Raw genomic sequence first — 25283 nt, 5'->3', positions numbered from 1 at the left:
GCCGCGCGCGCGTCAGGCAGGATGGCTTGACGGGTCGAAAAATCGTTGCGAAATCCCGCTATGGCGGCGGCTGTCGGCAGGCTGGCGGAATTCGCCTTTGTATCTGGCTGCATGAAAGGAGCAAAGTTGAGGCTCCGGTTGTGGCTGGAGCCCGATGCGAAAGGTTGGGAAGCTACTCATGGGCAAGGTCACGGGCTTTCTCGAAATCGACCGTCAGGACCGCAAATACAAGCCGGCGGCCGATCGCATTCGTCATTACGACGAATTCGTCATTCCACTTTCGGAAGAGGCGACCCGCAGCCAGGCCTCGCGCTGCATGGATTGCGGCATCCCGTTCTGCCACAATGGCTGCCCGGTCAATAACCAGATCCCGGACTGGAACGACCTCGTCTATCACAACGACTGGCGGCGGGCGCTCGCCAACCTCCATTCGACGAACAACTTCCCGGAATTTACCGGCCGCATCTGCCCGGCGCCCTGCGAAGCGTCCTGTACGCTGAACCTTCAGGACCAGCCGGTCACGATCAAGACGATCGAATGCGCCATCATCGACCGTGGCTTCGCCGAGGGCTGGGTGGTCCCCGAGCCGCCCAAGCGCAAGACAGGCCGCCGTGTCGCCGTCGTCGGCTCGGGTCCGGCGGGCCTCGCGGCAGCGCAGCAGCTCGCGCGCGCCGGCCACGACGTGCATGTCTTCGAGAAGGCGCCCAAGGCCGGCGGCCTGCTGCGCTATGGCATCCCGGACTTCAAGATGGAGAAGCATCTGGTCGACCGCCGCGTCGAGCAGATGGAGGCCGAGGGCGTCATCTTCCACTACAATGTCGATGTCGGCGTGGACATGAATGTCCGCGACCTGGTCGCGAGTCACGACGCCGTCGTTCTCGCGGGCGGCGCCGAGGAGCCGCGCGATCTGCCGATTCCCGGCCGCGAGCTGCGGGGCGTCCATGTCGCCATGGACTTCCTCACGCAGCAGAACCGCCGCGTTTCGGGCGAGCCGCTCACGACCAACGAGCCGATTCTCGCGACCGGCAAGCACGTCATCGTCATCGGCGGCGGCGACACCGGTTCGGACTGCATCGGCACTTCCGTGCGCCAGGGCGCTCTGTCCGTCACGCAGCTCGAAATCATGCCGCGCCCGCCGGAGAAGGAGAACAAGCTGCTGACCTGGCCGGACTGGCCGCTGAAGCTGCGCACCTCCTCGTCGCATGAAGAAGGTTCGGCGCGCGAGTTCTCAGTGCTGACAAGGGAATTTGTCGGCGACGGCGGCGCGGTTGCGGGTCTGCGCTGCGTGCGAGTCGATGGCAAGATGCAGGAAGTTCCGGACAGCTCCTTCACGCTGAGGGCCGATCTCGTTCTCCTCGCCATGGGCTTCGTTTCGCCTGTGCGCAAGGGGTTGCTCGACCAGGCGGGCGTGGAACTGGACAACCGCGGAAACGTCGCGGCCGATACGCGAGCCTATAAATCGTCGCGCGAGAAACTGTTCGCGTGCGGAGACATGCGGCGCGGACAATCGCTCGTGGTGTGGGCCATTCGCGAGGGACGCCAATGCGCCCATGCGGTCGACCTTCACCTGATGGGCGAAACGAATTTGCCAAGGTGAGGAAAAAATGGTCAGCGAAAAGCTCAATCTCTGGTATTGCGACACCTTCGTCAGCCAGCCGTGGCAGTTCTTCTTCCTGCTGCTGCCGCTGGTCGGCGCGTTCCTCTACGGCCGCGACCAGAAGAAATGGGGCTGGATCCTCATCGGCATCTGGGTCGCCGTGACGATATCCTTCTCCGCGCTGACCAATTTCGTCTTCAGCTGCAATCTCGAGTAAACGCTGAAAAGCCCCGGTTCGCCGGGGCTTTTCATTTCATGTGTTCGCGCCTGGCGACGCCTGATTACAAAACGACGACCGTCGTGCCGATTTTCACGCGGCTGAACAGATCGGTCACATCGTCATTGGTCATGCGGATGCAGCCGGAGGAGACCGCCTGGCCGATCGTCCAGGGTTCGTTAGAGCCGTGGATGCGGAACATCGTGTCTTTATCGCCGGCGTAGAGATACATGGCGCGAGCGCCAAGCGGATTGTCTTCGCCTCCGACCATGTGGCGGGGCAGGTCCGGCCGGCGTTTGAGCATTTCCTTCGGCGGCGTCCAGTCGGGCCAGCTTTCTTTCCTGCCGATGCGGACGCGGCCCTTCCAGGTGAAGCCCTGCCGGCCGACGCCGATGCCGTAGCGCATTGCCTGCCCATTGGCGAGCGAGAGATAGAGATAGCGGTTCGCCGTGTCGACGGTGATCGTGCCGGGCCGCTCATCGGTCGGGTCCGCCATCATTTCTCGGGTAACCGTGGGATATTCGCGCCCGAGCCGAGTCTCATCCTGCAAGTCTCGCGGCGCTGCCTGTTGAGGGGCGCTGTAATGGCTGTAACCGGGTTCGCCGTAATAGGCGGTCATGTCGCGCGCGTCCGAGGCCGGTTCGCTGTCGAAGAGCGCGAGGAAGCCGCGATCGTCTGCCGATGCGGGAGTCACGAGGGCGCCCGCGAGAAGCGAAAAAGCGGCTAGAGACAGAAGACGACGCGCGCCGAAATCAAAATGGGGCATCTTTATGGCTCCGAAAATCCCTCTGGGCGGGAAATGCGTGAGCCAGACAAAGAGTTCCCCGCAACGGCGCCCCCGCAAGAATTTTTCGCCGCAATATAGACACAGCGGTTAATGATCGCGTTTTTTTATTGGCGCGGCGCTTGCCAGGACGTGTCGTCGGCGCGATTGGGGCGCGACGGCTGATCGCCGCCGTCAACGAACACATGCCGAGCGAGAGCCTGCGCGCCGGCGCCGGATTCGTTTGCTTGCTGCTTGGGGCGCGCGAGTTCGGCGCCGCCCGGCGCCGGCGCTCCGGTCAGGGCCTGAACGGGGCCGATCGCCGGCCGATCGGGCAGGGCGGGGGCGTTGGGCGAAACTGGATTGACGGGCGAGCGGAAGACGATGGGCGGGCCATTGGCGGCTGGCGTGGCGGCCTGAGCGGGCGTTTCGGCGGGCGCGCCGGTCGCGGGCGCCGCCGCTGTCGGCGGCTGTTCGGGCAAGGCGGGGCGATTGCCGTCGTATAATTTCCTGATTTCGTTCGCGACGAAATGCGCGACGCTGAGCGCGCCGGCGTCAGTGAGATGCACGCCGTCGGCCGTGCGCAATTTGACGATCTGGCCGTTGATGTCCGGTCCGAAGGCGCTGAACTGGCCGCGTTCGTCCGCGAGCGCCTCCCATAAGTCGACGTAAACGCCGCCATCTTTCGCGACCGCGTCGCGATAGATCTCGTTGAGCTTCGCCATATCGGCCGAGAAAGTCTCGCTCTTCATGATGGGCAGGCCAACCCAGACGACGGGGATTTTCTTCTCCCGGAACGGCGCCAGTACGGCGTCGACGCGCGCCTGATAGAGTTCTCGCCAGCGGGGCGAAAAGGGCTCCTCGCTCTTTGTTCCGTCGCGCAGCGGCTGGCGGTCGTTCGAGCCGATCATGATCACCGCGACGTCGACCTTCGGCGCGCCATTGGCGATGTCCCTCGCGGCCTTTGCCCAGTCATAATAATCCTCGCGGACGAGGCCGGAGTTTTCCTTCGCCTTTTTCTCTACGCCGATCTCGGGCTTGTCGGCGAAGGTTTCTTCGAGCCCATTGGCAAGCAGCACGCCGAAGCTGTCGCCCATCACCGCAACGAAATAATTCGCGGCGACGTCCGGCTTTTCGGATGCGGAGATGTCTGTCGCCGGTTCGGCCCGCTTGGCGCGTTTGGCGCCGCGGCTGGCCTCGCCGCCACGCCAATAGGTTGGCGGCCGATTCTCCTGATGGGGCATGATGCGGCGGACCCGCGGCTGCTCTGCGTGCTGCGTTGGCGCGCGCCTCGGGCCGCCAAAAATGCTCCCGAAAAACTCCGAGAAGGGGTCCTGCGCGTGCGAACTCGGCGCACTGACCACGAGCGCAGCCAGCGTGATCGCCGCAATCGCCAGCAGGCGCGTGAAAATGGCCGTTGCTCTGGAATTCGTCGCCATTACGCTACTATAAGGGCGCGGCGCGCCGCTGTCCAAATCGCGTCTTGACGCGGTGGAGGCCTTCGGGGCCCAATCCTCGCCGAGTCGGATGCGGGAGCAGAAAATGAGGAATTTCGCCGTGGCGCGCGCTGTCTGTTGTCTCGCCATTTTGGCCTTCGTCTCGGGGGCCGCCGCTGCGCCGCTGACGCTGGGCGAAGAGGATCGGCCGCTCGCCGAGAATCGCGCGTCTCCCTACAGCGGCGAGATTCGTCCCTGCGGCGATCCAGGCGTGCTTGCCGAGATCGTCTGGAGCTTCAAGGGGCGTGAGTGGGAATACTGGGGTTCCGGCCTCGAGATCGAAGGCTTCGATCCGCCCGTCGAATATGGCTACCGGACGAATGGATTGAGCTACATTCCGCGCCGGTATTGCCGCGTGGACGCGCTCTTCAACGATGGGCTGCGCCGACAGGTCGTCTACAATATCGGCGAGGCGCTCGGCTTCATCGGGCTTGGTCCCGGCGTGACCTGGTGCGTGGAAGGGCTTGACCGTAACCATGCCTTCAGTCCGAATTGCCGCGCGGCCGGACCTTGATCCGGGCCGTCGTTTCGGCCCAGGGGTCTCGCCCATGTCAGGTTTCAACGCTGCCATTTTCGCGCGCGCTTTCGCACTCGCGGCCGCTTTTTGCGTCTTCGCGCCCGTCGTCTCCGCACAGGCGAAGGACGACGACTGCATTCTCGACCATTGCGCCGACCGCCTGCCGCCCAAGGCGACAGAGCCTTCGACGAAGCCCGAACCAGCGACGGGGGCCGACGGCGGCCTTCGCGCCGGAGCGCCCGCGCGCGATTTCGATTTTTACGTTCTGGCGCTGAGCTGGTCGCCCGGCTTCTGCGACAGCGTCGGCGGCGCGCATGATCAATGCGAGCCGGGAAAAGGGCAGGGCTTCGTCGTCCATGGCCTCTGGCCGCAATATGAGCAGGGCTTTCCGAGCGAGTGCGCCGGGCCGCGCGCGCCGTCGCGCCTTGCGCTCGAGCGCGCCAATGGCCTCTTTCCCGACGACAGGCTGGCGCGCTACGAGTGGCGCAAGCATGGGACCTGCACGGGTAAAAGTCCGAGCGACTATTTCGCCGACGTGGCCCGCGCGCGCGAGGCGGTGACGATCCCGCAGCCTTTCGTGAAGCCGACGCGCGACCAGACCTTTACGCCCATCGACGTGGAGCGCGCCTTCTTCGACGCCAATCCGCGCCTGCGGCCCGGCATGATGGCCGTCTCCTGCCGCCGCGACGTGCTGGACGGCGTGCGCATCTGCATGACGAAGGACCTGCGGGAGTTCCGCGCCTGTCCGGATATTGTCCGGCGCGGCTGCCATCAGCGGGAAATTTCCGCGCCCGCGCCGCTGTAGCGCATGAATTATCGCCACGGCTTTCACGCCGGCAATTTCGCGGATGTCTTCAAGCACGCATTGCTGGCGCGGCTGCTGTCGTATCTGACGCGAAAGGACGCCCCCTTTCGCGTCATCGACACCCATGCCGGAGAAGGGGCCTATGATCTTTCCGCCGACGAGGCCGAGCGCACGCTCGAATGGCGCGACGGAGTTGGCCGCCTCGCCGATCTTTCGGGCGCGGACGCGCAGACGCTGGAGCTGCTCGCGCCCTATCTCGATTGCCTCGGTCCTTTCGATCAGGCCGGGCGCCCGGCGCTCTATCCCGGTTCGCCGCTCATCGCCGCGCGGCTGATGCGCCCGCAGGATCGCGCCATCTTCTGCGAACTACGCCCGGACGCCTTCGCGGCGCTGCGTTACCGCTTCGGCCGCGACGCGCGCGTAAAGGCGATCCACATCGACGGGTATACGGGCCTTTCCGCCTATGTGCCCCCAAAAGAGCGGCGCGGGCTCGTGCTGATCGACCCGCCTTTCGAGCGCACGGACGAGTTCGAGGCGATGTTTTCGGCTTTCCTCGGCGCCTACCGGAAATGGCCGACGGGCGTTTACGCGCTGTGGCATCCCTCCAAGGACGCGCAGATCGAGCGCAAATTCCTCGACGCCTTCGGGCGCGAGGGCGTCAAGCGGGCGCTGCGTCTGTCGCTCGCCGTCGCGGCAAGCGGCGATGGCCTGCGCCGCACCGGCCTCGTCGTGGTCAATCCGCCCTTCCTCTTCGAGGAGGAGGCCCGCCGCATCCTCTCTTTTCTGGCGCCAAGACTGGCCCAGGGTCCCGGCGCGGGTTTCGAGGTCGAGCGGCTGACGCAAGAGTGATAGAGGCGCATAGTCCATGAACAACAGAGACCGCTCATGATGATCCTTCGCTATTCCGCCGCCTCTCCTTACGCGCGCAAGATCCGCATCGCGGCGGAGCTTCTGGGGCTCGCCTCGCACATCGAGATCGTCGCGGCCAGCACGGCCGACCCGAAGGATTCGCTGCGCCAGCAAAATCCGCTCGGCAAAATCCCGACGCTGCTGCTCGAAGATGGAACGGCGCTCTACGACAGCCGCGTGATCGCCGATTATCTCGATTACCTCGGCGGCCATAGACTGATCCCCGCCGATCCGCTGCGCCGTTTCGACGTCCTGCGGCTCCAGGCGCTCGGCGACGGGATCAACGACGCCGCGCTGCTCATCCGCTACGAGACGGCGACGCGCCGGACCGAGCTGCGCGACCCCGAGGCGATCGCGCTTCAGCAGGGCAAGATCGACCGCGCGCTCGCCGTGCTGGACGCCGCGCCGCCCGAGGGTCCCGTGGACATCGGCCAGATCGCCGTCGCCTGCGCGCTCGGCTATCTCGATCTGCGTTTCGAGGGCGCATGGCGCGCAGGCCATCCGAGACTCGCCGCCTGGCTTGCGGAATTCGAAGTGCAGGTTCCGGCCTTCGCGGCGACAGGGGCGTAAGCTGCCTTACGACTTGCCGGCGATCTCGGCAGGCGGCGCCCAGCCGCCGGCCTTCGCCAGCGCCGCGCCGCTCGCGCCCGGAATTCGCAGGCGCTGGCCGGGGTAGATCTTGTCGGGGTCCGAGAGCATCGGCCTGTTGGCCTCGAAGATTTCCTTATAGCGGGCGCCGTCGCCGTAACAGGCTTCGGCGATCTTCCACAACGTGTCGCCCTTTTCGACGACGTGAATGCCGGAGGGTTGCGTGGGATCGTGGTCGGGCGCGATGAGATTGTTCTCGACCTTCGCGACGCCCTTGCTGTTGCCGACGGCGAGCACGATCTTCTCGAGCTCCGCGCGCGAAGCGACCGCGCCATTGAGCGTCACTGTGTCGCCGCTGACTTCTATGTCGACGCCCGAGACGTCGAATCCCAGCCCTTGCAGCTCCTTCATGAGCGCGTCGGCGGGGGCGGCCGCAGTGTCCGTCGCGCCAGAAACGCTCGGCGCCGCTTTGCTCTTGCCAGTGAAAAAGTCAAAGATACCCATGAAATTTCTCCTCTGCTGAAACTGGTTTCTGCATCCCGCAAGCCTAATCTAGGCGCGTTTGGGCGGCGCGACACCCATGGCGACGGATTTTTGCATGGGGCCAAACGCCCATGGACAGCCGTTGACGCGGAGGGCGCGCCATGGGAAGCGGCGCCTCCTGAGAGGAGAGCGGCATGATCGAGACCGGGGACAATCCTGCGGGGCCGGCGCTTGTGACAGGCGCGGCGCGGCGCATCGGCCTCGCCATCGCCGGGCGTCTCGCGCATGAGGGGCGGCCGGTCGTGCTCCATACGTCGCGCCGTTCGGCCGATGAGGCGGAGCTTGCGGCGGAGGCGATCCGCGCACGCGGCGGCGAGGCCGTCGTCGCGGTCGCCGATCTTGCGGACGCCTCGGAGACGCAGCGGCTCATCGAGTTCGCGGCGCGCGCCTTCGGACCGTTGACGCTCCTCGTCAATAACGCGTCGATCTTCGAGGTGGACGAAGCGCAGGATTTTTCTCTCGATGGCTACGAACGCCACATGGCGATCAATCTGCGCGCGCCGCTGCTGCTCTCCCGCGACTTTGCGGCCCAATTGCCGGCGGGGGCGGACGGGGTCATCGTGAACATGATCGATCAGCGCGTCTGGCGCCTCACCCCGCGCTACTTCAGCTACACGCTCACCAAATCGGCGTTGTGGACCGCGACGCGCACCATGGCGCAGGCCTATGCGCCAAGGATCCGCGTCAATGCCGTGGGGCCGGGGCCGGTCTTCCCAAATGAGGCGCTGGGCGACCGCGAGTTCGAGATCGAGGCCCGCGGCGTGCCGCTCGGCCATGCGGCCGATGTCTCGGGCGTGGTGGACGCGGTGGTTTTTCTGGCGAAAGCGAAGAGCGTCACGGGCCAGATGATCGCCGTCGACAGCGGCCAGCATCTCGCCTGGCGCACGCCGGATGTGGCGCCGGAGTAGGCGGCCCCTGTAAACTCTTCCCAAACCATGACCGAGTAAGAGTTTCGTCGGTTGCGGCCGGCGCCGGGCGGGGCTACAGCCTGCAAGTGTTTCAAAACGGCGCGGCTTCGCGCCAAGGAGTGTGCATGCGCGTTCTCGGCATCGAAACCACCTGCGACGAGACGGCGGCCGCGGTCGTGTCGGATCGGCTGGGCGGGGATGGCGGCGACATCCTCTCCAACGAGGTGCTGAGCCAGATCGCACAGCATGCCGCCTATGGCGGGGTGGTGCCGGAGATCGCCGCCCGCGCCCATATCGAGGCGCTCGACCGCCTCATCGTCCGCGCGCTCGCCAACGCCAGGGTCGAACTCGGCGACATCGACGCGATCGCCGCCGCCGCCGGGCCGGGGCTGATCGGCGGGGTGCTGGTGGGGCTCACGGCCGCGAAGGGACTGGCCCTCGCGCTGGGCAAGCCCTTCGTCGCGGTCAATCATCTCGAGGCGCATGCGCTCACCGCGCGGCTGACCGATCACCTTGAATTTCCCTTTATCGCGCTGCTGATTTCCGGCGGCCATACCCAGCTCGTCGCCGTGCGCGGGGTGGGCGATTACCGCCGCCTCGGGTCGACCATCGACGACGCGGCCGGCGAGGCGTTCGACAAGGTGGCCAAGATGATGGGGCTGCCCTATCCCGGCGGCCCCCATATCGAGCAGCTCGCGCAGGAGGGCGATTCCCACCGCTTCGAATTCCCGCGCCCCATGGTCGGTCGCGGCGGCGCGGATTTCTCGCTCTCCGGGCTCAAGACCGCCGTGCGGCAGGAAATTCTCAAGCTTCCGGCGCTCGGCGAGCAGGACAGGAAAGACCTCGCCGCCTCCTTCCAGGCGGCGATCGTGGATGTGATCGTCGATCGCGTGCGCGGCGGCATTCGCCTGTTCAGCGAGAGCGAGGGGCGGCCGAGCGGGCTCGTGATCGGCGGCGGCGTCGGCGCCAATGGCGCGATCCGCCGCGCGCTGACGCGGCTTTGCGCCGAGAGCGGCCTGCGCTTCGTATCGCCGCCCGCGAACCTCTGTTCGGACAATGGCGCGATCATCGCCTGGGCCGGGCTCGAACGGCTGAAATGCGGATTAACCAGTGATCTCGGTTTCGCGCCACGCCCGCGCTGGCCGCTCGACGCCGTCGCCAGCGAGGCGCATCACGGCAAGGCGTAGCCGCTTGCGTCGCGCCTTTCTCGCCGCGCTCGCGGCGCTGACGCTGACGCCGGAGCCGCAGGCGGCGGGGCCGCTTTCGCAGGAGCCGCTCATCGCCGGCGTGCACATTCTGTATGGACCCGGTGACGATTTCGAGTCGGTCGACGCGCGCCTCATCAATGGCGCGCGGCGCTCCATCGACATGGCCGCCTATGTGCTGACCGACCGCGCCCTGGTCGCGGCGCTGGGCCGCGCCGCCATGCGCGGCGTGAAAGTCAGGGTCTATCTCGACGGCGAAGAACTGGGCCGCTCGGCGGCGATCCTCGACATCGCCGACGCGCCCAATCTCGACGTGCGCCGCAAGGGGCGGGGCCGTGATCTGATGCATCTGAAAAGCTATCAGGTCGACGGCCACGTGCTGCGCAGCGGCTCGGCGAATTTTTCGGTCTCCGGCGAGGTCCGGCAGGACAACGACCTGATCGTGGTCGAAAGCCCGCAGGCGGCGGCGCGCTTTCGCGAGGCCTTCGAGCGGCTCTGGGCGCGGCCGGACAATCAGAGACTGGGTTTGCGCTGAACCGTCTTTGAGGCGCGACATTGGCTCGTTATAGAGGGCCTTCGCGTTCACGGCGCGAGGCGTTTCACTTTATGGATCCCGAGCCATGACCCGCGACAGAATTGCAGTTCTCGGCGCCGGCGCCTGGGGCGTCGCGCTCGCCAATGTGGCGGCGCAGGGACGCGCGCGCGTGCCGCTCTGGGCGCGCGACGCCGCCCATGTGGCCGCGCTGGCGCAGGATCGCGAGAACCGCCGCCACCTGCCGGGGCTGGCGCTCGCTTGCGCGGTGGCGCCGACGACCGATCTCGCGAGCATCGCAGGCGCGGAGATCGTGCTCGCCGTGGTCCCGGCGCAGGCGATGCGCGAGGTGGCGCGGGCGGCGCGGCCGCACCTTTCAAAGGGCGCGGCTTTCGTCATCTGCGCCAAGGGCATCGAGCGCGACCGGCGCCGCTTCATGAGCGAGGTCGTGGCCGAGGAGCTGCCGCAGGCGCGGCCCGCCGTTCTCTCCGGCCCGAGCTTCGCGGCGGATGTGTGCAAGGGCCTGCCCACGGCCGTGACGTTGGCGGCGCAGGACGAGCCGCTGGCGCAGCGACTTTGCGAGGCGCTCTCGACAAAGGCGTTTCGTCTCTACCGCTCGACGGACGTTCTGGGCGTCGAGATCGGCGGCGCCGCCAAGAACGTCTTCGCCATCGCCGCCGGCATGGCTTCGGGGCGCCAGCTCGGCGCGAGCGCGCAGGCCGCGCTGATCGCCCGCAGCTTCGCCGAGCTCACGCGGCTCGGCCGCGCGCTGGGCGCGAGAAGCGAGACGCTGATGGGCCTCTCGGGCCTTGGCGACCTCGTGCTGACCTGCGGCTCGGCGCAGTCCCGCAATTTCGCCTTCGGGCAGGCGCTGGGGCAGGGCGCTTCGGTGAAGGACGCATCCGCCGGCAAGCTTACGGAAGGGGCCTTCACCGCGCGGGTGCTGGTCGAAATGGCGCAGGCCGCCGGCGTCGAAATGCCGATCGTCGAGGCGGTGGACGCCATTCTCGCGGCTCGCCTGAGCGTCGACGCCGCCATCGACGCCCTGCTCATGCGCCCGCTGAAGGCGGAGGCGTGAACGGGCGCGCCTTCCGGCCGGCTCCCCCTGTCTGTCCGGCGCGCCCGTCGAGGGCGTCGCGGATTACCGTTGCAATCTGCGCCAGGGTGAACGGCTTGGTCAGCAGGTTGACGTGCGGATCCAGGATGCCGTTCTGGGCGATCGCGTTCGGCGAATATCCAGTGATAAAAAGCACCTGCAGCGCATGCCGGCGAAAGACGGCCTCGCGGGCGAGCTGTGCGCCGTCCATTCCCGGCATGTTCACGTCGGTGATCAAAAGCGAAATATCGGCGCGCGCGCGGATGATCTGGATGGCGTCCCTGCCGCTTGCCGCCTCGAGCACTGTATAGCCGAGCTCGCGCACGCCCTGCGCCGTCACCCGCCGCGCCTGTTCGTCGTCCTCGACAAGGAGAATGAGTTCCTCCGGCCTGCCGCGCGGGAAATCCTCTTCCTTGGGCGCGGGCGGGGGCGGGGCCGCCTGGCTTTCGTCGACATAACGGGGCAGATGGAGCTTGATGCAGGAGCCGCGACCGACCTCCGAGTGGATCTTGATGTGCCCGCCCGACTGGCGGACGAAGCCATGCGCCTGCGAGAGGCCGAGGCCAGTGCCCTTGCCCATGGGCTTTGTCGTGAAGAAGGGCTCGAAAGCCTTCGCTATGACCTCCGGGGGCATGCCCTCGCCGGTGTCGCAGACCGAAAGCCGGACATAGGCGCCGGGCCGAGCATCCGGATTCGCCGCGGCGTAATCCTCGTCGAGCACGACATTGGCCGTCTCGATCGTCAGCCTGCCGCCGTTCGGCATCGCGTCCCGCGCGTTGATGGCGAGATTGACGATCGCGCTTTCGAGCTCGTTGGCGTCGACCTTGATTGGCCAAAGATCTTCGCCGAGCCGGGTGGCGAGCTCGATATGCACGCCGAGCGTTCGGTGCAGAATCGTCGACATGCCGGCGACGAGCTGATTGGCGTCCAGCGGCTCCGGTTTGAGCGGCTGGATTCGGGAGAAGGAAAGAAGCCTGCGCACCAGCCCGGCGGCGCGCTCGGCGCCGTCCATCGCCGAACCGATCAGCGGCTCGATTCCGCCGTCGTCGTGCTTCAGCCTGCGCCGCATGATGTTGAGGCTGGCGACGATGACGCCGAGCATATTGTTGAAATCATGAGCGATGCCGCCGGCGAGCTGGCCGAGCGCCTCGAGTTTCTGCGACTGGCGGAGCTGCGCTTCGAGCGCCCCGCGCCGCGTCGATTCCGCGATGAGCTCATCATAAGCCCGCCGCAGGGATTCCTCTGACTTGCGCAGGGCGTCGAGTTGCTTTTCCGCCTGTAGCACGGCGAATATTGCGACGATCACCAGAAGAACGATCATCGCGCCAATCGCCATTTGCAGCGTGTCCGTCGCCTCCGAGAGGCGCTGGTCTCTCTGCCTGTAGAGATCCTCCTCCTGCGCGATCATCTCCCCGATCAACGCCTCGATCTGATCGGTCAGCTCCTTGCCGCGCCCGGCGCGCACCACGTCCGCGGCCTCGTCGAAGCGCCCCTCCCGCATGAGGCCTAGCTTCCGCTGAAGGAGATCCAGGCGCTCCGCTATGAGGGGGCGGAGCTTCTCGAACCGCTCGGATTCCTTCGCGTTGTCGGACAGGAGCGCCCCGAGCGCCGCAAGCTCGCTTTTCAGGCGTTCGGAAAGGTCGTTGGGGGATTTGAAATAGCGGGGGTCGCGCGTGATGATGTATCCGCGCTCGTCGCTTTCCGAGCGGCGGATGGCTGCGTCGAGACGATGAAGCGCGCTCTCGACCTCGACGGTGTGGCGCACCCAGGCGTTGCTTTCTCGCCGATACTGTTCCGTGCGGATCGTGACCACGCCCGCCGAAACGAGAATGGCGAAAGCAACAATCAGACTGACTGTCTCGAAAGACAGAAATCGTCTCGACGCCGCCATGCGTGATCCTGGAAAACCGAGCGGACGATCTTACGCGCCGGCGTCGCAGAAAAGCCAGCCCGCCGTGCCCGAAACGGGCGCCCCGAAAGGGCGCCCCAAATGGGCGCCCGCGCGGCTCGCGCCTTACGTCTCGGGAACCTCGCGAACGGCGCCGCGCGCGGCGCTGGTCGTCATGGCGGCGTATGCGCGCAGCGCCGTGGACACCTTGCGGTGGCGCGGGCTCGCGGGCGCGAAGCCTTTCGTAGCTTGAACCGCGCGGCGCTCGGAAAGTTCCGCTTCGCTCACGGCGAGAGTGATGGTGCGGTTGGGAATGTCGATCTCGATCCTGTCGCCGTCCCGCACCAGCGCGATCGTCCCGCCCTCGGCGGCCTCGGGCGAAACATGGCCAATGGAGAGGCCGGACGTGCCGCCCGAGAAGCGCCCGTCGGTGATGAGCGCGCAGGCCTTTCCGAGCCCCTTCGATTTCAGATAGCTCGTGGGATAGAGCATCTCCTGCATGCCGGGGCCGCCGCGCGGTCCCTCGTAGCGGATCACGACGACGTCGCCTTCCTTCACGCCGCCGGTCAGAATGCCGGAGACGGCCGCATCCTGGCTCTCGAACACGCGGGCGGGGCCGGAGAATTTCAGGATCGAGTCGTCGACGCCCGCCGTTTTCACGATGCAGCCGTCCTCGGCGAGATTGCCGAAGAGCACGGCGAGGCCGCCGTCCTTCGAGAAGGCGTGCGCGGCGTCGCGGATCGCGCCCTTGGCGCGGTCGGCGTCGAGGTCGTCGAAGCGGCGCTCCTGGCTGAAGGCCACCTGAGTCGGCACGCCGCCGGGCGCCGCGCGGAAGAAGGTTTTCGCCGTCTCGCTCGTCGTCACGCCAATGTCCCAGCGGGAGATGGCGTCGGCCATGGTGGCGCTGTGCACCGTCGGCAGGTTGCCGTGCAGCAAGCCGGCGCGATGCAACTCGCCGAGAATGGCGATGACGCCGCCGGCGCGGTGCACGTCCTCCATGTGCACGTCCGGCACGGAGGGCGCGACCTTGCAGAGCACCGGCACGCGGCGCGACATGCGGTCGATGTCGGACATGGTGAAGGGCACCTCGGCCTCATGCGCGGCGGCGAGGAGATGCAGCACGGTGTTGGTCGAGCCGCCCATGGCGATGTCGAGCGCGATGGCGTTCTCGAAGGCCTCGAAGCTCGCGATGGAGCGGGGCAGCACGCTCGCGTCGTCCTGCTCGTAGTAGCGGCGCGCGAGATCGACGATGAGATGGCCGGCCTCGACGAAGAGCCGCCTGCGGTCGGCATGGGTGGCGAGCGTGGTGCCGTTGCCGGGCAGCGAGAGGCCGAGCGCCTCGGTGAGGCAGTTCATGCTGTTGGCCGTGAACATGCCCGAGCAGGAGCCGCAGGTGGGGCAGGCCGAGCGTTCGATCGCCTTCACGTCGCTCTCGGCCACCTTGTCGTCGGCGCCGGCGATAATGGCGTCGACGAGGTCGAGCGCATGCTCCTTGCCGCCGAGCACGACCTTGCCGGCCTCCATCGGCCCGCCGGAAACAAAGACGACCGGGATGTTGAGGCGCAGCGCCGCCATCAGCATGCCGGGCGTGATCTTGTCGCAGTTCGAGATGCAGACGATGGCGTCGGCGCAATGGGCGTTGACCATATACTCCACGCTGTCCGCGATGATCTCGCGCGAGGGCAGGGAGTAGAGCATCCCGTCGTGGCCCATGGCGATGCCGTCGTCCACCGCGATGGTGTTGAACTCCTTGGCGACGCCGCCGGCCTTCTCGACCTCGCGGGCGACCAGCTGTCCCAGGTCCTTCAGATGCACATGGCCCGGCACGAATTGGGTGAAGCTGTTGGCGATGGCGATGATCGGCTTGCCGAAATCCTCGTCCTTCATGCCCGTGGCGCGCCAGAGGCCGCGCGCGCCAGCCATGTTGCGGCCGTGGGTGGTTGTGCGTGAGCGATAGGGAGGCATTGGCGAAATCTTTCTCGCTGGGCGATTTTCTATAGAGGCGATAGCCCAGCCTGCGCGCCCCCGCAACCTCGGCGAGGCTCGAAAACGCCTATGGCCGACAGAGGAAAAAGCGATATTCTCGCCTTCATGTCGGGCGAAACCGAAGACCGGATGACTGTCGAGGAATATCTTGCCTGGAGCGTCGTCGTCGTCGAGGTCATTCCCCCGACGTCCGGCGGCTCCAGCGGCCGGGGATCGAACTGCCGCTCTCGGAGCTTTACGCACCGTAAAAAACGAGCCCGAAAGGCCGCCGGACAGGCGCGCGCTTTCGGGCTTCGTTGAGCGAATTACGCCGCCTTGCGATCGGCGTCCGAGCAGAGTTCGTTGAGGCAGGCGGCGATGGCCTCGACGGAGACGAAGCTCTGCCGGCGAAGCATGGCGACCGGAAACTCGACGTCGTAAGCCTCCTCGATCGCGAGCATGGTGCGGATGGCGGCGAAGGGAGTCAGTCCCGCCTCGTAAAGATCGGCGCTGTCGGAGAGCGTCTCGATCGGCGTGTGAAGGCGGCCGTTTTCTTGCAAAAGACGCCTGATGGTCTCTGTCATCGGTCCAACTCCAGGGGCCAGCGCTCGAGTATTTGCGCGGGCCGAGGCTTGTGCTCGAAGTGATGATCGCGACTGTAAAGGACAATCGTGAATATCGAGGAAAGAGATGGGGCGCCGCGGCTGAACCGAAAATGAACCGGGCGCCGCTTTAACGAAATTTCATGTATGCTGCGGTTAACGAAACATTCACGGCGCGGGCGCGCCGGGCCGCGTTACTGGACGGCAGACTGATGATGAAACTTCGCGCGCTGGCGCTTCTGGCCATGCTTGCACCCGCGACCGTCGCCGCGCAGGAAGCCCGGCCGCCCGCGCTTTCGGAAGACCCCGACGGGGGAACTTTTCTGTTCATTCCCGGCATCGGCAAGATACCGGTCTCGCCCGGCGCCCGCGGCCTCGGGCCTGCTCTCCCCGGCGAACATCTGGAGGGGCCTCCTCCCGAGAGGGGCGCGGGCCCCAGGGCCGCGCAGCCGAGGCCCGAGCCGCGCCTTTCCCCCGAGGAGCGGGAAGCGCGCGACTTGAACCGTCTTTTCGATCGCCTCGCCAATGCGGAGGACGAGCGCGAGGCCAATGGAGCCGCCGGGGCCATTCTGCGCCGCTGGTCGCAGTCCGGCTCCGACACGATCGACCTGCTGGCCGCGCGGGCGCTCGCGGCGGAGACTGCGGGCGCGCCAGGGCTCGCGAAAGCCCTGCTCGATTACGTGGTCGCTTTGTCGCCGCGCTGGCCGGAGGGCTTCGTGCGCCGCGCGCGCGTCGCCGCGTCTGGCGGCGACGTTTCGGGGGCGCTGGCGGATCTGGAGACGGCGGCGCGGCTCGAACCGAGGCGCTTCGACGCGCTGGAGACGATCGGCGCGCTCTCCGAGAAAGCCGGGGACAAGAAACGCGCCCTCGACGCCTATCGCAAGGCGCTCGATATTGCTCCCAGAGACGCGGCGCTCCAGCGCCACGAGGAACAATTGCGCCTCGAGGTGGAGGGGCGCGGCATTTGAGGATCGGAGAAGCAGGTGGCTGACGGGAAGCAACTCTCGGCGGAGGCGATGGCGCAGCTCTTCACAGCCGCGCGCACGCACAATGGCTGGGTCGACAAGGAGGTCCCGGACGACCTCCTCGAGCTTGCGCTGGACTACGCCAAATGGGGTCCGACCAGCGCCAATTGCTCGCCTCTGCGCATTCTCTTCGTTCGTACGCCGGAGGCGAAGCGGCGGCTCGCCCCGGCGATGTCGCCCGGCAATCTCGAAAAGACGATGGCCGCGCCAGCAACCGCGATCATCGCCTTTGATCTCGGTTTTCCTGAGCTGCTGCCGCATCTCTACCCGGCAGCCGACGCGCGCTCCTGGTTCGTCGGCAATGACGCGCTGATCGAGGAGACGGCGTTTCGCAACGGGACCTTGCAGGCGGGCTATTTCATCCTCGCCCTGCGCGCCGTCGGCCTCGACGCCGGCCCGATGAGCGGCTTCGACAAGGCGAAGGTGGACGCCGAATTTTTCGCCGGCACGAAGATCAAGAGCAATTTTCTCATCAATATCGGCTATGGGGACAGCGCCAAGCTCTATCCGCGCGGCCCCCGCCTCGCCTTCGAGGACATGGCCAAGATCATCTGAGGCCCGTGATGACGCTTCGAATCATTCCGGAACGCTACCTGCCCCACGCGCAGGGCGCGTTGAGAATCGCCGCCGCCTTGCTCTTCCTGCAGCATGGAGCGGCGAAGCTCTTCGGCTATCCGCATGTCGACATGTTCAACGATCTGAAGCTTTTCTCCCTCCTTGGCGTCGGCGGCCTCATCGAACTCGTGGGCGGGACGCTGCTGCTGCTCGGCCTGTTCACGCGGCCGGCGGCTTTCGTGCTCTCGGGGGAGATGGCGGTGGCCTATTTCGGCTTTCACGCCTTCCAGTCGTTCTGGCCGATCCACAACAAGGGCGAACTCGCGGCTCTTTACTGTTTCGTGTTTCTGTTCTTCGCCGTCGCGGGGCCGGGGAAATTCGCGCTCGATCCGGACTGAGCGAACATATTGCGGCGCGGGAGAATTGCGTCCGCAAGGCGAAGCCGCCGCTACATCTATTGACAAGAGAGACGCCTGACCTATTCCCTTGCTGACATGACCGAGACCGCCGTCACGACCAAGCGCCGTTCTCACGCCCTGGCGCTGCCCAATCTGCTCACTTACGGACGGTGTCTCGCCGTGCCGGTGGTGGCCGCCTTCCTCCTCGCCTCGAACGAGGAGTGGACGCGCTGGGCTGCGCTCAGCGTTTACACGGCCGCGGCCGTCACGGACTTTCTGGACGGCTATCTCGCCCGGGCCTGGCAGCAGCAATCGCCGATCGGCCGCATGCTCGATCCGATCGCTGACAAGCTGCTCGTCGCGGCGACGATTCTGGCTGTCGTGGCCAATCAGACGCTCGTCGGCTGGACGATCTGGGCCGCCATCATCATCCTGTGCCGGGAGATTCTGGTCTCGGGGCTGCGCGAATATCTCGCAGAGCTCAAGGTGCGTCTGCCCGTTTCCGCAATTGCGAAATGGAAGACGGCTTTTCAGCTCGTGGCGCTCGGCTTCTTCATCGCCGGTCCGGCTGGCGAGGCGGTCATTCCCGGCGCCGTCAAGATCGGCTCGGCCATGCTCTGGGTCGCCGCCGTGCTGACGCTCTATACGGGCGCGGACTACATGCAGGCGGCCTTCGTCCACTTCGGAGAAGAAAAGGGATCATGAAGGCCGTCTATTTCGCCTGGGTGCGCGAACGGATCGGGCTCTCGGAAGAGGAAATTTCGCCGCCCGGCGAGATCGAAACCGTCCGCCAGCTCGTGGATTGGCTCGCGGCGCGGGGCGAGGGCTACGCCGCCGCCTTCGCCAATCCCAAAACGATCCGCGCCGCCATCGACAAGACCCACGCCGCCCCGGACGCGCCGATCGCGGCCGCGCGCGAGATCGCCTTCTTCCCGCCGATGACGGGCGGCTGATGGCGTCTCCCACGGTTCGCGTGCAGGCCGGCGATTTCGATCCCGCCCACGAGGAGGCGCTGCTCACCCAAGGACGCCGGGATGTCGGCGCGGTCGTGACCTTCATCGGGCTGTGCCGGGACGAGGACGGTTCGCTCGCGGCGCTCGAACTCGAACATTACCCCGGAATGGCCGAGGAGGAGATTTCGCGGGTCGCCCAAGAGGCGTTGTCGCGCTGGCCGCTCGTCGGCCTCACGGTGATCCACCGCCACGGCTCCATCCGCCCCGGCGAGCGCATCGTGCTTGTCGTCGCGGCGGCGCGCCACCGGGGCGAAGCCTTTGCCGCGGCGGAATTCATGATGGACTATCTCAAGACCCGCGCCCCTTTCTGGAAGAAGGAGCGGCGCACGGATGGCTCCGAGGGCGGCTGGGTGGCGGCCAAAAGCGAGGACGACGCTGCGGCGGCGCGCTGGTCGGATCGGTCCTGATACAATTCATGTGCAGCGCCAAGCTTGCCTGCGCCCTCCAGACGGATGAAAACTCCCGGTTTGGAGATGCCCTTACGGGTGCGGAAGATGGGCGAGATGACCGAGGGCGCTGTCGGTCGAGGCGACCCCGACAGGGGACGGTCCGAGGGCGCCCCTGCGCCGCGAATCGGGCCTTACGAGAATTTTGCGCGCGCGCAGAAGCTCGGACAGATCGGCTGGTGGCGGCTCGACTCACGCCAGAACATCCTTACCTGGTCAGAGGAAAACAGCCGCATATTCGGCGCGGAGCCTGGCGCGCCGCAGTCCTATCAGACCTTTCTCGAGGCCGTTCATCCAGAAGATCGCGCCTATGTCGATGAAAGGTGGATGGCCGCCTTGCGCGGCGAGCCCTATGACATCGAACATCGCATCATCGTCGATGGCGTCGTCAAATGGGTCCGCGAGAAAGCGGATCTCGAATTCGACGAGCATGGCCATCTCATCGGCGGCTTCGGAATCACGCAGGACATCACCGACCGGAAGTCGGCCGAGAAAGCCTTGCAGTGGAACGTCCGCCGCAACGAGCTTCTCTCGAACACGGCCGCGCGGCTCTTGCAGTCGAGCGACGTCCAGGGAGTGGTCACCGAACTTTGCACGGAGGTGATGCAGTTCCTCGACTGCGACGTCTTCTTCAATTTCGTTCTCGCCGACAGCGCGAACCGTCTCCGCCTCAATGCCTATGCCGGCATCCCGGAAGCGCAGGCCGCGGAGATCGAAAATCTGGATTTCGGCGTCGCCGTTTGCGGCTGCGTCGCGCGCGATCGGGAGCGCATCGTCGCCGAGCACATTTCCTGCGAGGAGGATGTGCGCACGGCGCTCGTGAAATCCTATGGCGTCCAGGCCTATTGCTGCCACCCCCTGATGTCACAGCGCAAGCTCATCGGCACGCTCTCCTTCGGCGCCAAATCGCGGCCGACATTCACGCTCGACGAAATCGAAGTCATGCAGGCAGTGAGCCATCTTGTCGCCATGGCGATGGAGCGGCTCAAGATGGAGCAGGCGCTGCGAGACGCCGCCCGGCGGAAAGACGAGTACCTGGCGACCTTGGCGCATGAACTGCGCAATCCGCTCGCGCCAATTCGCAGCGGCCTCCAGCTCTTGCGCAGGCTCGATGGGGGAGACCCCAAGGCGCCCCGGGTTCAGGAGATGATGGAGCGACAGGTCGACCATATCGTCCGGCTGGTCGACGATCTGATGGAGGTTTCGCGCATCCGCAGCGGCAAGATCGAGCTGAAGATGGAGCCGCTCGACATCGCCGAGGTCATCCGGCAGGCCATCGAGGCGAGCGAGCCCTTTCTGGACGCCAGCCGGATCGCCTTGATGGTCCGGCCGCCGGAGCAGCCGCTTCACGTCGAGGGGGATCCGGTTCGGTTGACGCAGGTCATTTGCAACCTTCTCAACAACGCCGCGAAATATACCGAGCCCGGCGGGCGGGTAGAGGTCGAGGCTTACGCGTCCGGCGCCGAGGCGGTGGTGAGCGTCACCGATACGGGCGTCGGCATTCCGCCAGATTTGCTGCCGCATGTGTTCGAACTTTTTGCCCAGGTCGACCGCACCCGCGACCGCGCGCAAGGGGGGCTGGGCATCGGCCTGGCGCTGGTGCGCTCGCTGGTCGCCATGCATGGCGGGGACGCGACGGCGGAGAGCGCCGGGCCCGGGCAGGGCAGCCGCTTCGTTCTACGTCTGCCTTTACTGGCGCAGGGCGCGGCGCGCGCGGCGACGGACGTGGGCGTCGGGGAAGTCCCCCCGGCGCCAGAGCGCGTGCTTGTCATCGACGACAATGAAGATGCGGCGCTCAGCATGTCCATGCTGCTGCGCGCCATGGGCGCGAAGGTCCGCGCCGCAAATGACGGCGCGCGAGGGATCGAGGCTTTCGAAAGTTTTTTGCCCGGCCTCGTCTTTCTCGATCTCGGAATGCCGGGCCTCGATGGTTTCGAGACCGCCCGCCGCCTGCGGTCGAGCCCTGCGGGCAAGGCGGCGACCCTCGTCGCGCTCACGGGATGGGGCGGCGAGGAGACGCGCCGCCGCACACGCGAGGCGGGTTTCGACCTCCACATGACGAAGCCCGCCTCCCTGGAGGATATCAAAAAGGCGCTGTCCTTCGCGCGGGCCTGTTAGCTCAGATCAGTTGTTGCGGCGCGATCGTCGAGACGATCCAGGCGTGCAGCGCGCCCATGGCTACGGTGAGGAACAGCGCAACCAGGGTGAACACGTCAAGATTATCCTTCGGCACGCGCATCATGCGGTTGAGGCCGAGCGAGAAAACATAAATGCCGTAGAAGCCGAGCACGTCGAGGAAGCGAAGGCCGGGCACCAGGCCAAAGGCGGCCGCCAGCCAGGCGGGCGTATAGGAGTAGGCGGCGAGCGCCAGCGCGCGGCGGTCGTCGCTCTTGCCGTCGAAAAAGGGCGCGGCCATCGAGATCACGAAAGCGACGGCGAACAGCGCCGGCAGGCTCAGCAGATACTGCACGGCGGCGCGAAAGAGGCCGGCCGTAAATGTCGGATGCAGCCCGCGCATGCCGAAGAACCATGCGCCAAGAAAGCTCGCGAAAGGCGGGATCGCCGCGAGAATGACAATATACCCCCGGTAAAGGCTCAGGACGGATGTTCGTTCCGTCTCGATGGTCTCCCATTCCTTCTGGGGAGAGAGGATCAAGCCCTTGACCCGCGAAATCAGATCCTTCATGGCGTCCATCCGGTTGGTTTTCAGGACTTTTTTGTCGCTCCCCACGGCGCCGATGCACCATGCGGCGGCACTTGGCGCTTGCTCGCGGACCTCTTACATGCGAGGGAGGGAACAGGCCAGTAGCGGCCTCGCTTTCTAAGCTCGCCCGATAGGTCTAACGCGACAGGCTCCATGAGAAAACTGGCGGAATATTTCTGGCCCGTGGTCGGGCTGCTTGCGGTCGTCGGCTCCTTTTACCTGCTCTACCATGAGTTTCAGGGCGAGTCGGTGGGGACCGAAGTCTGGGCCAATCTCAAGGCCATACCGCCGACCGATTATCTCTTCGCCTTCCTCTCCACGCTCGTCGCTTATGCGGCGCTCGCCTGGTACGACCGGATCGCGCTGCTGCATCTCGGGGTAAAGCACATCTCCTGGATGTTCATCTCGATGTGCTCCTTCACCACTTATGCGCTGTCGCACAATATCGGGGCCAGCGTCTTTTCGGGCGCGATGGTGCGCTATCGCGCCTATTCCACCAAGGGCCTGTCCGCGACGCAGGTCGCCGCGCTGGTGGTGCTGTGCTCCTATACCTTCGCCTTCGGCAATGTTCTCCTCGGCGGCGTTCTGCTGACCTACGATCCGGGCATGATGCAGCGCCTCGCTGGCTTCCTGCCGGATATTTTCACCCATCCGCATACGGCGCGCACGGTGGGGCTCATCTGCCTCGGCTTCGTGGCGCTTTATGTCGCGGGCTCGCTGATGCATTTTCGGCCCTTCCGGCTGGGCCGCTTCGAGATCCTTTACCCGCGCCCCGACATCATGGTGCGCCAACTCTTCGCGGCGCCGCTGGAACTTATCGGCGCGGCGGGCATCATCTATTTCGCGCTGCCGGAGCAGGGGAACCCCGGCTATGTCGTCGTGCTCGGCGCCTTCCTTTTGTCCTTCTCGGCGGCGCTGGTCTCCCACGCGCCGGGCGGCCTCGGCATCTTTGAGCTCATCTTCATCAATCTGATGCCCGAGGTGCCGCGTCTCCAGGTTCTGGCCGCGCTTCTTGTCTGGCGCCTGTTCTACCTTATCATCCCGCTTCTCGCGGCCCTCGTCGTGGTGGCGCTTTTCGAGCGCAAGAAGCTGATCGAAAAATTGCGACACGCGGTCGAAGGCGAGACGGAAGAACCGCCGCCCGCATAGCGGGGAATCGGCGCGCGCGGGGCGCCGTCAGGGCTGCCGGCGCGATCCGCGAGGCGCAAGAAACTCAAACCCTGCGAGCGCGACGCCGCGGGGGGCCACCCACCCCGAGAGAGGGAGGGGCTTGGCTGGCCCGATAGACCGAGGCGTATGGGAGATTTTTTAAAGTCGATATTGCTGGAGGCGGGTGGTGCGCAGGCCGGCGAGGCCGTGCTGATCGATTGAAATTTGCCAGCTCAGAAATTCGTCGACCGTGAGCGTGTAGCGGCTGCATGCCTCGTCGAGGGAGAGAAGCCCGCCGCGCACGGCGGCGACAACTTCCGCTTTGCGGCGAATGACCCAGCGCTTTGTCGTCGGCGGGGGAAGATCCGCGATGGTCAGGGGGCTGCCGTCGGGTCCAATTACATATTTGACACGCGGACGATGCGTCTCGGTCATTTTGTCAACTCACATACCGTACAACAACACAGTGGCCACTTTGTAGCGCGGCCGCTTTTAATTTTTGGCTAAAGGACCAAGCCCTTAGGGCGATACGATTTGAAACGGGGGGTCAACGGCCGCTCAGAAGCGCGTCGTCAGCTGCGTGAGCCATTCGGGCGAGGCGGAGACCAGTACGGTTTCGAGAGATTTGTCCGCGCCGCTGATGACGAGCAGGCCGAGCGCCAGGAAGACGAGCCCCAGCGCCTGTTTCATGCGCTTGGAGGCCGCAAGCAGCGAATCTCGCCAGTGCATGAACGCCTTGCGCGACAGAAGGCCGAGAAGGAGCAGGGGCGCCGCGGCGCCGGCGCCGAAGACGCCCATGGTCACAGCGACGGCGATGAGATCCTCGCCCCGCGCCGCCAGCACGGAGGCGGCGCCGAGCGTCGGGCCGACGCAGGGGCTCCACACCGCTCCGAGTAGAAGACCGACGGTAAATTGTCCGAAAAGCCCGCGAGATGGTTCCCCGCCGAAAGCGGCGTTCAGGCGATCGCTCAGCGGCCCGCCCGCCGCCGCGACGCGCGCCTGCAGGGCGGGGAAAAGCAGAATGACGCCGACAGCCATCATCAGCGCCGCCGCGACGGTGCGGAATACGCCCGCGTCGAGCCCGATGGAAAAGCCGATTGTCGCCACGAAAAGACCAATGACGACAAAGGACAGCGCGACGCCGAGTGCGAGCAGGGCCGGCGCCCATTTGTGTTCGGCCGCCGCCGCGCCGAGAACGAGCGGCAGCAGCGGCAGCACGCAAGGGGAGAGCGCCGAGAGCAGCCCGGCGACAAAAGCGAGGCCGAGGGCGCCGGCGCTCACCTCAAAGCGCCTTGTCGATCAGATCGGCGATGGCCTTTGGATTCGTCTCGCCCACCGAGCGGCCGACCTCCTTTGCGCCCTTGAAGACGATGATGGTGCTTTGCGCGCTCGCCTTCAGCGCCCGAACCGCGTCCTTCTGCCCGTCGAAATCGACGCGAAACGCCTCCGCGCCCGCGAATTTCGGCTCGGATTCAAGCTTGTGAAGAATTGGCTCCTGCGCCCGGCAGGTCGGGCACCAGGGCGCATAGACATGGACGATGATCGGCTTGCCGGCGCCCTGCGCGGCCGCGAGCGCCTCCTGCGTAAAGGGCTTCTCGGCGGCGAGGGCGGCCGTAAGCGAGCCGAGAAAGGCGAGGGAGGCGAGAAGGGCGCGACGAGACAGCATGAAAGCTCCTTTCCGTAAAACCGTGCTTTGAGGTAGATCGACCCTCGGGGCTTTTCTTGCAAGGGCGGCTGAGACCATGCGGCATTGTGGCGGCGTTCTTCTCGCGGGCGGGCTGGCGCGCAGGATGGGCGGCGGCGACAAGCCGCTTCTCGAGCTCGGTGGTCGCCCCATTCTCACCCACGCCATCGAGCGGCTCGGCCCGCAATGCGCCGGCCTTGTTCTCAACGCCAATGGCGACCCCGCGCGCTTTTCCGCCTTCGGCCTGCCGGTCGTTTCCGACAGCGTCGAGGGATTCGCCGGCCCGCTCGCCGGTGTGCTGGCGGGACTGGATTACGCGCGCGCCCACTGGCCGGACGTGACGGACATTCTCAGCGCCCCCGCCGATACGCCTTTCCTGCCCGCCGATCTCGCCGAGCGTCTCGACGCGGCCCGCGACGCCGCCGGGGCGCGGATCGCCGTCGCGGCGTCTGGCGGGCGGGTCCATCACGCGGTGGCGCTCTGGCCCGTCGCGCTGCGCGAGGAACTGCGCCGGGCGCTGGTGGAGGAGGGCGTCCGCAAGGTCTCGGCCTTCATCGCGCGCTACCCGAATGTAACGGTAGACTGGCCCGTCGCGCCGCGCGACCCGTTCTTCAATGTGAACGAGCCGGAAGATGTGGCGCAGGCGCGGGAAATGATGGCTCGGCCCGACTGAGCCAG

30 protein-coding genes are annotated in these 25283 nt (G+C 66.2%); 20 read left to right on the top strand and 10 right to left on the bottom strand.

The features are described from left to right. The first annotated feature begins 178 nt into the window (after positions 1-178). Both WOC76_RS11790 and WOC76_RS11785 read left to right on the top strand, forming a co-directional pair. Positions 179-1597 carry a glutamate synthase subunit beta gene (locus WOC76_RS11790; RefSeq protein ID WP_341106693.1) on the top strand — a complete coding sequence of 473 codons (1419 nt, stop codon included), beginning with the start codon at positions 179-181 and terminating at the stop codon, positions 1595-1597. A gap of 7 nt (positions 1598-1604) precedes the next feature. Further along, positions 1605-1814 (top strand): hypothetical protein, encoded by a 210-nt coding sequence (locus tag WOC76_RS11785; RefSeq protein WP_341106695.1) that lies wholly within the window; start codon positions 1605-1607, stop codon positions 1812-1814. 64 nt (positions 1815-1878) lie between these two features. Here WOC76_RS11785 and WOC76_RS11780 read toward each other — a convergent pair whose 3' ends face one another. Both WOC76_RS11780 and WOC76_RS11775 read right to left on the bottom strand, forming a co-directional pair. Beyond that, a complete protein-coding gene (locus tag WOC76_RS11780) occupies positions 1879-2580 on the bottom strand; it encodes a L,D-transpeptidase (RefSeq protein ID WP_341106697.1) in 702 nt (233 codons plus the stop codon). A 125-nt stretch (positions 2581-2705) separates the two neighbouring features. Continuing rightward, entirely contained in the window at positions 2706-4016 is a 1311-nt protein-coding gene (locus WOC76_RS11775) for an SGNH/GDSL hydrolase family protein (protein WP_341106698.1), read from the bottom strand. Between the two features lie 103 nt (positions 4017-4119). On the opposite strand from WOC76_RS11775, the gene WOC76_RS11770 reads away from it, so the two are divergent. From WOC76_RS11770 to WOC76_RS11755, 4 genes are read left to right on the top strand one after another with little or no spacing between them, the layout of a single operon-like run. Beyond that, positions 4120-4587, top strand: coding sequence for a hypothetical protein (locus WOC76_RS11770; protein ID WP_341106699.1), 468 nt, complete (start codon positions 4120-4122; stop codon positions 4585-4587). A 34-nt stretch (positions 4588-4621) separates the two neighbouring features. Next, entirely contained in the window at positions 4622-5395 is a 774-nt protein-coding gene (locus WOC76_RS11765; RefSeq protein ID WP_341106700.1) for a ribonuclease T2, read from the top strand. A 3-nt stretch (positions 5396-5398) separates the two neighbouring features. Then, positions 5399-6244, top strand: a complete 846-nt coding sequence (locus tag WOC76_RS11760; protein WP_341106701.1) for a 23S rRNA (adenine(2030)-N(6))-methyltransferase RlmJ — start codon at positions 5399-5401, stop codon at positions 6242-6244. Positions 6245-6280: 36 nt separating this feature from the next. Beyond that, positions 6281-6874 carry a glutathione S-transferase gene (locus tag WOC76_RS11755; RefSeq protein WP_341106703.1) on the top strand — a complete coding sequence of 198 codons (594 nt, stop codon included), beginning with the start codon at positions 6281-6283 and terminating at the stop codon, positions 6872-6874. 6 nt (positions 6875-6880) lie between these two features. Here WOC76_RS11755 and lysM read toward each other — a convergent pair whose 3' ends face one another. Then, positions 6881-7396 (bottom strand): peptidoglycan-binding protein LysM, encoded by a 516-nt coding sequence (gene lysM, locus WOC76_RS11750; RefSeq protein ID WP_341106704.1) that lies wholly within the window; start codon positions 7394-7396, stop codon positions 6881-6883. Between the two features lie 173 nt (positions 7397-7569). On the opposite strand from lysM, the gene WOC76_RS11745 reads away from it, so the two are divergent. The 4 genes from WOC76_RS11745 (at position 7570) to WOC76_RS11730 (ending at position 11158) form a co-directional block, all read left to right on the top strand. Further along, complete coding sequence (locus WOC76_RS11745) at positions 7570-8343, top strand: SDR family oxidoreductase (protein WP_341106706.1); 774 nt, start codon at positions 7570-7572, stop codon at positions 8341-8343. Between the two features lie 125 nt (positions 8344-8468). After that, complete coding sequence (gene tsaD, locus WOC76_RS11740; protein WP_341106708.1) at positions 8469-9530, top strand: tRNA (adenosine(37)-N6)-threonylcarbamoyltransferase complex transferase subunit TsaD; 1062 nt, start codon at positions 8469-8471, stop codon at positions 9528-9530. A 4-nt stretch (positions 9531-9534) separates the two neighbouring features. Next, positions 9535-10083 carry a phospholipase D-like domain-containing protein gene (locus tag WOC76_RS11735; RefSeq protein WP_341106710.1) on the top strand — a complete coding sequence of 183 codons (549 nt, stop codon included), beginning with the start codon at positions 9535-9537 and terminating at the stop codon, positions 10081-10083. A gap of 85 nt (positions 10084-10168) precedes the next feature. Beyond that, positions 10169-11158 (top strand): NAD(P)H-dependent glycerol-3-phosphate dehydrogenase, encoded by a 990-nt coding sequence (locus tag WOC76_RS11730; protein WP_341108786.1) that lies wholly within the window; start codon positions 10169-10171, stop codon positions 11156-11158. Here the strand turns inward: WOC76_RS11730 and WOC76_RS11725 are convergent. Next, positions 11130-13067 carry a CHASE3 domain-containing protein gene (locus WOC76_RS11725; protein WP_341388455.1) on the bottom strand — a complete coding sequence of 646 codons (1938 nt, stop codon included), beginning with the start codon at positions 13065-13067 and terminating at the stop codon, positions 11130-11132. The genes WOC76_RS11730 and WOC76_RS11725 overlap by 29 nt on opposite strands. Before the next feature lie 123 nt (positions 13068-13190). Continuing rightward, positions 13191-15029, bottom strand: a complete 1839-nt coding sequence (gene ilvD, locus WOC76_RS11720; RefSeq protein WP_341106711.1) for a dihydroxy-acid dehydratase — start codon at positions 15027-15029, stop codon at positions 13191-13193. 90 nt (positions 15030-15119) lie between these two features. Here ilvD and WOC76_RS11715 point away from each other — a divergent pair, with 90 nt between their 5' ends. Continuing rightward, complete coding sequence (locus WOC76_RS11715) at positions 15120-15350, top strand: hypothetical protein (RefSeq protein WP_341106713.1); 231 nt, start codon at positions 15120-15122, stop codon at positions 15348-15350. Positions 15351-15355: 5 nt separating this feature from the next. Here the strand turns inward: WOC76_RS11715 and WOC76_RS11710 are convergent, their stop codons facing one another. Next, a complete protein-coding gene (locus WOC76_RS11710) occupies positions 15356-15613 on the bottom strand; it encodes an acyl carrier protein (protein ID WP_341106714.1) in 258 nt (85 codons plus the stop codon). Between the two features lie 161 nt (positions 15614-15774). On the opposite strand from WOC76_RS11710, the gene WOC76_RS11705 reads away from it, so the two are divergent. The 7 genes from WOC76_RS11705 to WOC76_RS11675 all read left to right on the top strand — a co-directional run bounded on the left by WOC76_RS11705 (position 15775) and on the right by WOC76_RS11675 (position 21186). Next, on the top strand, positions 15775-16599 hold the full coding sequence (locus WOC76_RS11705) for a hypothetical protein (RefSeq protein WP_341106715.1): 825 nt from the start codon (positions 15775-15777) through the stop codon (positions 16597-16599). A gap of 15 nt (positions 16600-16614) precedes the next feature. After that, positions 16615-17211: a malonic semialdehyde reductase gene (locus tag WOC76_RS11700; RefSeq protein ID WP_341106716.1), complete on the top strand. Its 597-nt coding sequence runs from the start codon at positions 16615-16617 to the stop codon at positions 17209-17211. An 8-nt stretch (positions 17212-17219) separates the two neighbouring features. After that, entirely contained in the window at positions 17220-17609 is a 390-nt protein-coding gene (locus WOC76_RS11695) for a DoxX family protein (protein WP_341106718.1), read from the top strand. A gap of 96 nt (positions 17610-17705) precedes the next feature. Next, entirely contained in the window at positions 17706-18314 is a 609-nt protein-coding gene (gene pgsA / locus WOC76_RS11690; protein WP_341106719.1) for a CDP-diacylglycerol--glycerol-3-phosphate 3-phosphatidyltransferase, read from the top strand. Then, the gene (gene moaD, locus WOC76_RS11685; RefSeq protein WP_341106721.1) at positions 18311-18562 is read left to right on the top strand and encodes a molybdopterin converting factor subunit 1; all 252 of its coding nucleotides are present in this window, start codon (positions 18311-18313) and stop codon (positions 18560-18562) included. The genes pgsA and moaD overlap by 4 nt, the downstream gene beginning before the upstream one ends. After that, positions 18562-19029, top strand: coding sequence for a molybdenum cofactor biosynthesis protein MoaE (locus WOC76_RS11680; protein WP_341106722.1), 468 nt, complete (start codon positions 18562-18564; stop codon positions 19027-19029). Before moaD ends, WOC76_RS11680 begins: the two co-directional genes overlap by 1 nt. Before the next feature lie 96 nt (positions 19030-19125). Then, positions 19126-21186 carry a hybrid sensor histidine kinase/response regulator gene (locus WOC76_RS11675; protein ID WP_341431424.1) on the top strand — a complete coding sequence of 687 codons (2061 nt, stop codon included), beginning with the start codon at positions 19126-19128 and terminating at the stop codon, positions 21184-21186. 1 nt (position 21187) lies between these two features. Here the strand turns inward: WOC76_RS11675 and WOC76_RS11670 are convergent, their stop codons facing one another. After that, positions 21188-21754 (bottom strand): Yip1 family protein, encoded by a 567-nt coding sequence (locus tag WOC76_RS11670; RefSeq protein ID WP_341106726.1) that lies wholly within the window; start codon positions 21752-21754, stop codon positions 21188-21190. Between the two features lie 171 nt (positions 21755-21925). On the opposite strand from WOC76_RS11670, the gene WOC76_RS11665 reads away from it, so the two are divergent. Continuing rightward, a complete protein-coding gene (locus WOC76_RS11665) occupies positions 21926-22921 on the top strand; it encodes a lysylphosphatidylglycerol synthase transmembrane domain-containing protein (RefSeq protein WP_341106727.1) in 996 nt (331 codons plus the stop codon). 159 nt (positions 22922-23080) lie between these two features. Here WOC76_RS11665 and sciP read toward each other — a convergent pair whose 3' ends face one another. From sciP to WOC76_RS11650, 3 genes are all read right to left on the bottom strand, one after another. Further along, positions 23081-23356, bottom strand: coding sequence for a CtrA inhibitor SciP (gene sciP / locus WOC76_RS11660; protein WP_341106728.1), 276 nt, complete (start codon positions 23354-23356; stop codon positions 23081-23083). 123 nt (positions 23357-23479) lie between these two features. After that, positions 23480-24202 (bottom strand): cytochrome c biogenesis CcdA family protein, encoded by a 723-nt coding sequence (locus WOC76_RS11655; protein ID WP_341388450.1) that lies wholly within the window; start codon positions 24200-24202, stop codon positions 23480-23482. Position 24203: 1 nt separating this feature from the next. Beyond that, positions 24204-24587, bottom strand: coding sequence for a thioredoxin family protein (locus WOC76_RS11650; protein WP_341106730.1), 384 nt, complete (start codon positions 24585-24587; stop codon positions 24204-24206). A 76-nt stretch (positions 24588-24663) separates the two neighbouring features. Between WOC76_RS11650 and mobA the strand changes: the two genes are divergently transcribed. Beyond that, positions 24664-25278: a molybdenum cofactor guanylyltransferase MobA gene (gene mobA / locus WOC76_RS11645; RefSeq protein WP_341106731.1), complete on the top strand. Its 615-nt coding sequence runs from the start codon at positions 24664-24666 to the stop codon at positions 25276-25278. Positions 25279-25283 lie beyond the last annotated feature (5 nt).

Origin of the sequence: Methylocystis sp. IM3 (genome assembly GCF_038070105.1) — a bacterium.
Lineage (GTDB): Bacteria > Pseudomonadota > Alphaproteobacteria > Rhizobiales > Beijerinckiaceae > Methylocystis.
The sequence above is the reverse complement of the archived record's forward strand: the minus strand, read 5'-3'. Positions and strand labels throughout refer to the sequence as shown.